This is a genomic window from Streptomyces sp. NPDC042638, from assembly GCF_040647235.1.
Classification (GTDB): domain Bacteria; phylum Actinomycetota; class Actinomycetes; order Streptomycetales; family Streptomycetaceae; genus Streptomyces; species Streptomyces rameus.
In genome coordinates, this window is the sequence record NZ_JBEZBT010000112.1 from 1 (window position 1) to 8,516 (window position 8,516).

At 69.2% G+C, this 8,516-nt stretch carries 8 protein-coding genes and 1 pseudogene; 2 read left to right on the forward strand and 7 right to left on the reverse strand.

The window, feature by feature from the left end; translation table 11 throughout:
* The 7 genes and pseudogenes from AB0B40_RS37540 to AB0B40_RS37570 all read right to left on the reverse strand — a co-directional run.
* Positions 1-391: pseudogene (locus AB0B40_RS37540) on the reverse strand (GAF domain-containing protein); the annotation flags it as partial.
* A complete protein-coding gene (locus AB0B40_RS37545) occupies positions 391-1,023 on the reverse strand; it encodes an ATP/GTP-binding protein (protein WP_345056563.1) in 633 nt (210 codons plus the stop codon). The gene AB0B40_RS37545 and the pseudogene AB0B40_RS37540, both read right to left, overlap by 1 nt.
* Before the next feature lie 7 nt (positions 1,024-1,030).
* On the reverse strand, positions 1,031-1,435 hold the full coding sequence (locus tag AB0B40_RS37550) for a DUF742 domain-containing protein (RefSeq protein WP_189310029.1): 405 nt from the start codon (positions 1,433-1,435) through the stop codon (positions 1,031-1,033).
* Positions 1,432-1,947 (reverse strand): roadblock/LC7 domain-containing protein, encoded by a 516-nt coding sequence (locus AB0B40_RS37555; RefSeq protein ID WP_061916021.1) that lies wholly within the window; start codon positions 1,945-1,947, stop codon positions 1,432-1,434. The genes AB0B40_RS37550 and AB0B40_RS37555 overlap by 4 nt, the downstream gene beginning before the upstream one ends.
* Positions 1,948-2,017: 70 nt before the next feature.
* Positions 2,018-3,532 (reverse strand): ATP-binding protein, encoded by a 1,515-nt coding sequence (locus AB0B40_RS37560; RefSeq protein WP_345056568.1) that lies wholly within the window; start codon positions 3,530-3,532, stop codon positions 2,018-2,020.
* Positions 3,533-3,558: 26 nt separating this feature from the next.
* The gene (locus tag AB0B40_RS37565; RefSeq protein WP_362268102.1) at positions 3,559-5,454 is read right to left on the reverse strand and encodes a glycoside hydrolase family 15 protein; all 1,896 of its coding nucleotides are present in this window, start codon (positions 5,452-5,454) and stop codon (positions 3,559-3,561) included.
* A gap of 232 nt (positions 5,455-5,686) precedes the next feature.
* Positions 5,687-6,178 carry a DUF6415 family natural product biosynthesis protein gene (locus AB0B40_RS37570; protein ID WP_345056572.1) on the reverse strand — a complete coding sequence of 164 codons (492 nt, stop codon included), beginning with the start codon at positions 6,176-6,178 and terminating at the stop codon, positions 5,687-5,689.
* A gap of 189 nt (positions 6,179-6,367) precedes the next feature.
* Here AB0B40_RS37570 and AB0B40_RS37575 point away from each other — a divergent pair, with 189 nt between their 5' ends.
* Both AB0B40_RS37575 and AB0B40_RS37580 read left to right on the forward strand, forming a co-directional pair.
* Complete coding sequence (locus AB0B40_RS37575; protein WP_345056587.1) at positions 6,368-7,756, forward strand: Tat pathway signal protein; 1,389 nt, start codon at positions 6,368-6,370, stop codon at positions 7,754-7,756.
* Positions 7,757-7,828: 72 nt separating this feature from the next.
* Positions 7,829-8,329 carry an SAM-dependent methyltransferase gene (locus AB0B40_RS37580; protein ID WP_345056574.1) on the forward strand — a complete coding sequence of 167 codons (501 nt, stop codon included), beginning with the start codon at positions 7,829-7,831 and terminating at the stop codon, positions 8,327-8,329.
* The last annotated feature ends 187 nt before the right edge of the window (positions 8,330-8,516 follow it).

Genomic DNA, 8,516 nt, shown 5'->3' on the forward strand with positions numbered 1-8,516 from the left:
TGCGGGCTATGACCTCCGGGCACCAGCCGTGGTCGCGGCTCATGGTGCGGCCGACGATGACGTACCCGCTGTCCGCGGGCGGCTGGTGCAGCCCGACGAAGGTCTGCTCCTCCAGGAAGAGGTTGACGAAGCCGTACAGGAACCCGGCTCGTGTGGCCATGTCGCGGGCCAGTTCGTCGAAGTCCTCGCTGGCAGCGGTGGGCACGCCTAGGCGATCCAGCAGCTCATACCGCTGCGCCAGCTCGGTCGCCTGCTGGGCCTGCGGGACGGGGACGGCGGCGCCGGCGGGGAGGGATGGCCCATGGGTGACGTCCCGCATGGTGCGTCGCGGCAGCGACTGCGTGAGGGGGGCGATCTGCCGCGCGCGGTAGGGATAGGGCTGATACGACATCAGGCGTCCTGAAAGGTGGTAGTGGATGCGGGGCGAGCGGGGCTTGCCGATGCGCTCTTCAAGGCGTGGCCAACGAGGGTCAGCAGGACGCCAGCGACCTGGTTCGGATCGCGAGCGTCGCAGGTGACCACCGGCACAGAGGCGGGCAGTTCGAGGGCGGTGCGGACCTCTTCGGGGTGGTAGCGATGTGCTCCGTCGAACTGGTTCACCGCGACGACGAAGGGCAGGCCGATGTCCTCGAAGAAACCGACGGGGGTGAAGCTGCTTTCCAGGCGGCGGGTGTCGACCAGGACGACCGCGCCGACGGCTCCGCGACAAAGGTCGTACCAGAGGTCGACGAACCGGTCCTGGCCGGGCGTGCCGAACAGGAACAATTCCAGGGGCACGGGCGCGTCGGGCAGGTTGAGGCGACCGAAGTCGAAGGCGACCGTGGTGGTCTGCTTGGCCTCGACGCCCGCCAGGCTGTCCACGTCCGCGCTCGCCTCGGTCAGGTACTCCTCCGTGCTCAGCGGCGTGATCTCACTGACGGCACCCACGGCGGTGGTCTTGCCCGCGCCGAAACCGCCGGCGATCACGACCTTCAGCACGGTCGGTGCGCCGGCACGCGGGCGCGACGACGGCCGCAGCACCACGGCCGGGTCACCCGGCCTGGGGGTAGGCGATGGCATCGGGCCACTTCCTCTTCAGGCCCGCAGACAGGGCCGCCAGCAGTTGTGCAGAGGGACGTGCATGCGCGTCGGACGCGGCATAGGCGGTGACGGGGACGACCAGGGCGTCGGCGTCCAGGAGGTCGGAGATGAGGATCTTGACGGCGGTTACGGGACGGCCGAGTCGGCCCGCCAGCTCGGTCACCGAACGCCGGTGCTCCCGGCACAGGGCGAGGATCTCTGCGCATTCCTCGGCCTGGCCCGGGCCGGGCCGCCCGGGTCCGGCATCCAGCACCGTGTCCAGGCCGAGCAGATGCCGTGGCCGGGTGCGACCGCGCGTCAGGGTGTAGGTCCGCACGAACGTCGAATCCTCGGCCGCGCTGCCGTGTACGGTCACCGGACCTCATCACCCGTGCCGACGCGGACGGGGATCTGCATGTAGGGGGCGAACTTCTGCACCAGGCGCCCCATCTCGAACCCGACGGTGCCGGCATCGGCGTCCATGGTCGCGATCACCGCGAGGACCGTGTCCACCACGCCCCTTTCGTTGCCGGGATGGCCTTCGAAGGCCGCGCTGCGACCGGAGCTCTGGACGAAGATCAGACAGTCGTCTCGCTCGATGACGACCTGCCTCGCCGGCCTCTTCTTGTGGGTGGGACCGGTGATGTTCGCCGCGAGTGAGGCCACTCCGCTGATGGCGGCCGACAGTTCGTCCGCCCAGTCCTTGTCGACGTCGCTGTCCAGCAGCCGTAGTCCGTCCCGCGAGAGCAGGACGGCGTGCGTGACGCCCGTCGTGTCGGAGGCGAACTGCCGCAGCAGCCACGCCATGTTGTCCCGCTGTCCGCTTGCCGTTGTCTCGGTTGCGGGTGCGTCGCCGGTCACGTTGTTCATCGCGGGGTGGGTGCTCATAGGGATCGCTCCAGAAGGGGGGGAAGGGCCAGCGGATGTAACGGCCACCGGGAACGTGGAGGGACGAGGTTCAGGGACTGGGGTGCTCTGTCGAAGCGGTGGGAGAACCGGCTTGCCCGCCGGCCTGGATGCCGGTGCGGAAGGCGGCTGCGAGCCCTGGCGTCGCCGCGGTCACGGGGGCTTGCTCCCGCTCGTGTGGCGGATGGAACGTGCCGGCCTGGCGTCTACGCGTGGGAAGGGCGGGCGCATCAGCAGAGTGACCTGCCTGTGCGGCTTCCGGCGCCCCTGCGGTACCGGGGCGTGGGACCTGCCCCGACCTCGGGGTGGCTGGAGTCGCTGCAACCTGCTGCGGTTGCGGCGCCAAGGGGCGGGCGTCCTGGGGCGGCGCGCTCGCATCGTCGACGGAGGGAATCGCTACTAGGAGCCGTGCCGGGATGACCACCAGGGCGGTGGTGCCTCCCGTCACGTTCTCCTGCAGGAGAACGGACAGCCCGTGCGACTGGGCGATCTTCGCGGCGACCAGCAAGCCGAGCTGCCCCGCTCGCACCTGGCCGCTGACGTCGACCTCGTCGGGGGCCTGGAGCAGGTGGTTCATCTGCGCCCGCGTCTGCGGATGCATGGGGATGGCCCGGTCCTCGACCTCGACCGCCAGCCCGTTCGCCACCCGCTGCGCACGCACCATCACCTTCGTAGCCGGATCGGAACACTCACAGGCGTTCTCGATCAGCTCAGCCAGCAGGTGCGTCAGGTCCGGCCCCACATGGCCGGGAAGACCCACCTCCGCGCCCACGGACCCGGCCGCTACCGCCACCCGCGGATACTGCACGACCTCGGAGACCGCGCCGCGTAGCACGCTCTTGACGGGAACGGGCCGACGCACGCTGCGCAGAGACTGCCCGCCCAGCACCGCCGTGCTCTCGACCTGGCGACGCATCCGCGTCACGAGGTGATCGATCTCGAAGATCTTGGCCAGCAGCTCCGGGTCGTCGGTCAGCATCTCCAGCTGGCTCAGTGCTTCAAGTGCCTTGCCGACCAAGGCGTGCTCGCGCATGGCCAGGCGGCGCAGCACTTCCAGGAGGACGACGGACTGGGACTCGTCGTGCACCCGTATCAACGACGCGACGGCCCGCACTTGGAGAGCACTCAACGCCTTGTCAATCTCGGCGTCAGGGCTGGCACGTGGCGCCTGCAGGTCCGGCAGCGGCGGGCGTCCCCCGCGGCACAGCTCGTCCGCCGACCACTGCACCGACTTCTCGATGGCCGCGGCTGCCCCTGCGATTGCTGCCAGTGCCGTTGCCCGGGCCTCCTCCGCCGCTGCCTGTATGGCTCCTGCGGCCGTTCGCGCTCCGCGAGCCGCCATCGTGGCGACGCCCGCGAGTCCGCAGATCAGGCCGGCCAGGAGCCAGCCGGGGCCCACCGCGGACACCGACCAGAGGGTGAAGGCGGCACCCAGCAGGGCGGCAAGGAGCACTAGGGGCAGTGCGACGGCGCGGTGGACACGGTGCAGGGTGAACGCGTTGATCGGAGGCCGCCGTCGGCGATGGCCGGTGGCGGCCGGCCGTGCCGAAAAGGCGCTGTCAGGCATGGGAATCCTCGTCAGGGTGGGGGTGGCTAGGCGTGCTGCAGCGTCAGGTCTGCGCAGGTCTTGTGTGTGCTGCGTGCGGTCGAGCAGGGTGACGGAAACGCGACCGCGCCGCGGTGGGAGGACTGCGTCGCCAGGAGTTGAAGCAGCCGGGCGCTCTGGATCAGGCCCATGTGGCTGAATGCCTGCGGGAAGTTGCCGAGCTGGCGCTGCTGGACGGGGTCGTACTCCTCGGCCAGGAGGCCGAGGTCGTTGCGCAGTGCGAGGAGGCGTTCGAACAGGGCGTGGGCCTCGTCGAGGCGGCCGGTCAGGGCCAGGGCGTCTACGAGCCAGAAGGAGCAGAGGACGAATGTGCCCTCGTCTCCGCTCAGGCCGTCCACCCCGGTGTGGTCGCCGATGGTCGGGTAACGGCGCACAAGCCCGTCAGACGTGGAGAGTTCACGGCGCACTGCGTCCACGGTGCCGATGACGCGCGGGTCGTTCGGCGGCAGGAAGCCAACGCGGGGGATCAGCAGCGTGGCGGCGTCGAGTTCCTTGGAACCGTAGGACTGGGTAAAGGTGTTGCGCACCGGATCGAAGCCCCTGGTGCAGACCTCGTGGTGGATCGTCGTCCGCAGCTCGACCAGGGGGGCCAGGTCCATGTCGAGCGCGCCGGCTTCGGCCAGGCGGATGGTGCGGTCGATCGCCACCCAGGCCATCACCTTGGAGTGGACGAAGTGCTGGCGTGCCCCGCGGATCTCCCAGATCCCCTCGTCGGGCTCCCGCCAGCGCTGTGCCAGGTGCTCGACGAGCCGCTGGTGCAGGACCGCGGTGTCGGCACAGTGGGCCACACCGCTCTCGTGCGCGAGGTACAGGGTCTCGATCACCTCGCCGTACACGTCGAGCTGGAGCTGGTCCGCCGCCCCGTTCCCGACCCGCACCGGCGTCGAGCCCTCATACCCGGGCAGCCAGGGCAACTCCCGTTCCCGAAGATCACGCTCTCCGGTGATCGCGTACATGATCTGCAGGTTCTCTGGGTCGCCGGCCACGGAACGCAGAAGCCAGCGCCGCCATGCCTGCGCCTCCTGCCGGTAGCCGGTCTCCAGTAACGCGGCCAGGGTCGTAGCGGCGTCGCGCAGCCAGGTGAAGCGGTAGTCCCAATTGCGTCGGCCGCCGATCTCCTCGGGCAGCGAGGTGGTCGGCGCGGCGACGATCCCGCCGCTCGGGTGGTAGGTCAGTGCCTTCAGTGCGATCAAGGAACGGACCACGGCCTCACGGTAGGGGCCGTCGTAGGTGCACTGCTGCGTCCAGTCTTGCCAGAAGGCGAGCGTCTCGGTGAGCGCCGCGTGCGGGTCGGGGATCTCCGGAGCCGGTGCGTGGGACGGGCACCAGCTGAGCACGAACGCCACGCTCTGCCCGGCGCGGATGGCAAAGGCACTGACGACGACCCCGTCCTTCTCCGCCTGCGGGACGCAGGCGTCGAGCCACAGTGCGTCCGCGCCGGCTTCCGCGACCATGCGCCCATCGGCCTCGTGGATCCACGGGCTGACGCTGCCGTATCCCGGCCGCGGACGCATGGCCGAAACCATTGCCACCTCACCGGCCAGACCCTCGACGATCCGGATCACCTGCGGTGCCCCGTCGCGAGGCGGCATGAAGTCCAGGACGCGGACCGACCCGGCCGGCGTGCGCCAGATCGATTCGAGGACGAGCGTGTCACCGCGGTACCGGCGCTCGGCGACCGCTCCGGGCCCGGAGGGGCCAGGCGCGGCCGGGGCGATCTGCCAGGTGCCGTGCTTGTGCGTGCCGAGCAGGCCGGCGAAGACGGCCGACGAGTCGAACCGGGGCAGGCACAGCCAGTCGATCGAACCGTCGTCGCAGACGTGGGCACTGGTCTGCATGTCGCCGATCAGGCCGTACTGCTCGATGCGCGGGAGGCGTTTCATCGTGTGGGTCTCCGTAGTCCCCGTGGACCCGGGGGTGGCTTCGGGGCCGCCGGGGCGGCCGGGAAGTGTCGGTGAGAGAGGCACGGTGGTTACCGGTCCGGGGGAGGTCTGTTCTGCCTCGGCCGGGGATCCACGTCCCGTGGAGCAATGCGGCCGGTTACTCGCTCACCACGAAGAGCCAGCCACGCCATGGGACCGAGAATCAGCGCGATCAGAACTGCCCCGGCGGCGGTCATGTCCGGGGCACCGACGCGGCCAGAACCACGCACGCGAGGGCGAGAGCGAAGACCGCGCCGCGCAGCACGTTGATCGGCGGCTTCCACCAGCGCCGTCTCTGGACCGACTTCGCAGGGGCCACGTCGTGGGCCTGCACGGCAGCGATAAGGTCTTGGGTCGCTTCGGCCAGCCTGACCAGATGAACCCTGCTGGGCATGTAGCCATCGAGGAGGCCGCCCGAACAGAGCTGCTGCGCACGGAGCAGGGCCGGCTCTTGCGAAGGCGTCAGAGCTCCGAGCTGGCTGACGTGTCCTCGCAGCCGCAGTGCGAGGTCTTCCACATCGGCGGCAGTATCGGGTAACGGCGAGTCCTCGCCCAGCACGAGCGCCACCGTTTCCGTCGCCGAGGCCGCCGGGGCACGTCGCAGGATGGGCTCACCAAGGGCGTGGCTTCTCCTTCCTTGATCACTGAGTTGGCACGCCCGGCGAAGGGCCAGCGAGGGACGCATGACGCAACTCCTAGGTGAATCAAGCCAACTTGAGCGAGGAACGCTGTGCACCGCAGGCAACTGACGTGCAAGGTGAGTGATCCTGCGGCTACGTTGAGCGAACCGCGAATCCCTGTCAGGGGGTATGCCTACGCGGCCCTCAAGGCCGTCAAAGGCGTCAAAGATCATTTCGGAACCGAGGGGCAGTACATGGCCCGTGAGAGAAACGTCGCCCTTGCCGCGCTCCTGCGCGAAGCGGGCTGGTCCCAGCCCCAAGCAGCCGCCGCGGTCGCTCGCGTTGCCGCGGAGAGCGGTGTACGCGAACTGGAGGCTATTTCCCGCTCCCACATCGCCATGTGGGTCCAGGGCACGAAGCCCAGTGGACGAGCGCCTCATATCCTGCGTGAGACGCTGTCCCGCAGGCTCGGCCGACGCCTCACCCTCGCTGACCTCGGACTGGAAGATGGGCCGACAGGATCCACTGACAGTAGTTCTGACTGGAGCGTCGACCCTCTGACCGTGCTGGCCGAGCTGGGAAGCGACGATCTGGACATGCACCGACGCAAGCTGTTGGCTACCACCGCGTACTCGGCCGCCGGCCTCGTCCTGCCTGCCGCTCCATGGTGGGCAGCCGCCCCGGCCGCGGCGGCCTCGCGCCCTGCAGTCTCCTCCCGGCTGGTGACTCAGGCTGACATCGACGATGTCCGCAAACTGACCACCTTCTACTCCGCGAGGGACCAGCAGCGCGGTGGAGCCTCGGGGCGCTCGGCCCTGGCCGGCCATCTTCGCGACGAAGCGGTGCCGCTCCTGGGCAGCAGGTTCCGAATGGAACAGCACCGCCGGGATACGTACTCGGCCGTGGCAGAGATGACCTACCTCGCCGGCTGGATGGCCTTCGACGCCTCCGAGCATCGGACCGCCCAGCGCTACCTCACCCTCGCCGCACGCATTGCGGCCGAAGCCGCAGACGGACCGCTGGGCGGCCACATCCTGCGTGCCCTCGCCCATCAAGCAGTCGACCTCGGGCACCCACGCAGAGCGCTCGACCTGGCCGACGCCTCCATGTCCCGCACCCACTACGGCCAGGCCAGCTCGCGGGAGAAGGCCCTGCTCGCGGTAGTCCATGCCCGCGCCCTGGCCGCCGCCGGCGACCGCCGCGGCACTCTCGCGGCCATCAGTCGCGCGGAGAGGGACCTCGCACGTGCCGATAACGAGGATGCCCCCGACCGCGTCAGCTTCTTCCAGGAAGCCTCCCTCGCCCACGAGACTGCGTGTGCCTTGCGGGACCTGGGAAATCCTCTCGACGCGGAGTTGCATTTCCAGCGCAGCGTCGCCACCCGCCGGCGGCAGCAGTATGCCCGTACCCACAGTGTGACCCTCGGCTACCTCGGTGCTGTCCAGGTCCAGCAGGGACGCCTCGATGAGGCATGTGGTACCTGGGGACAAGCACTTGACGCCATGGCTGGCGTCCAGTCCGGCCGCGCCCGCGACGTCATCGTCCGCATGCAGAGCGACCTCTCGCCTGTGCGGCAACGTGGTGGCCGCCACGTCGCCGAACTGGACCGCCGGGCGCGGGAAATGCTGCGCGCCATAGGCTGACCACAGGGCACGTCCGCAGCTATTGACGGCAGCTGCTGAACACGCGACCCCGTTAGAGAGGAACGAGCGCCGATGGCAACGTACGAGGTCGAATCGATCGCAACGGTGGTCGGGGGCCACACCCGCGTTCAGGACGATTACCAGGGCGGAGTCGAGTCGGTCATCCGACTCAACGAGGCGTACCCCCTTGAGACGCTGCAGGGAATCGAAGAGTTTTCCCACCTGACGGTGACCTGGCTCTTCCACCTGGCGCGACCGGAAGACGTCCAGCTCCACGCACGCAGCCCCCGCGGGAATCCGGACTGGCCGTCGACCGGTTCCTTCGTCCACCGCAACCATCGGCGTCCCAATCAACTGGCGATCAGCTACCCGCGGCTGCTCGAGGTCGAGGGACGGGACCTGTTGGTCACCGATCTCGATGCTGTAGACGGAACGCCCGTGATCGACTTGGCACCGTACTTCGAACAGATGGGGCCTCGTGGCCCGATCCGTCAGCCCGCCTGGCCCGGCGAGATGCTCGAACCGAATTACTGGGCGAAGGCAAGCGAACGGCCCTCGGAGCGCCCTGTGTGACAGAAGCGACTGAGCTGCCCGGCTTGCCATTTGCATCGTCGGCAACCAACTGGAGGTCTGGCTCAAGCTGCAGCCCTCGCGTCTTGGAACTCACACCACGTCTCCTCGCCGCTGCTCTCCCATGCGTCTGAGATCGCATCGACCAGCCGGATCCCGCGCCCCGATTCACCGTCGGGTCCGGCTTCCT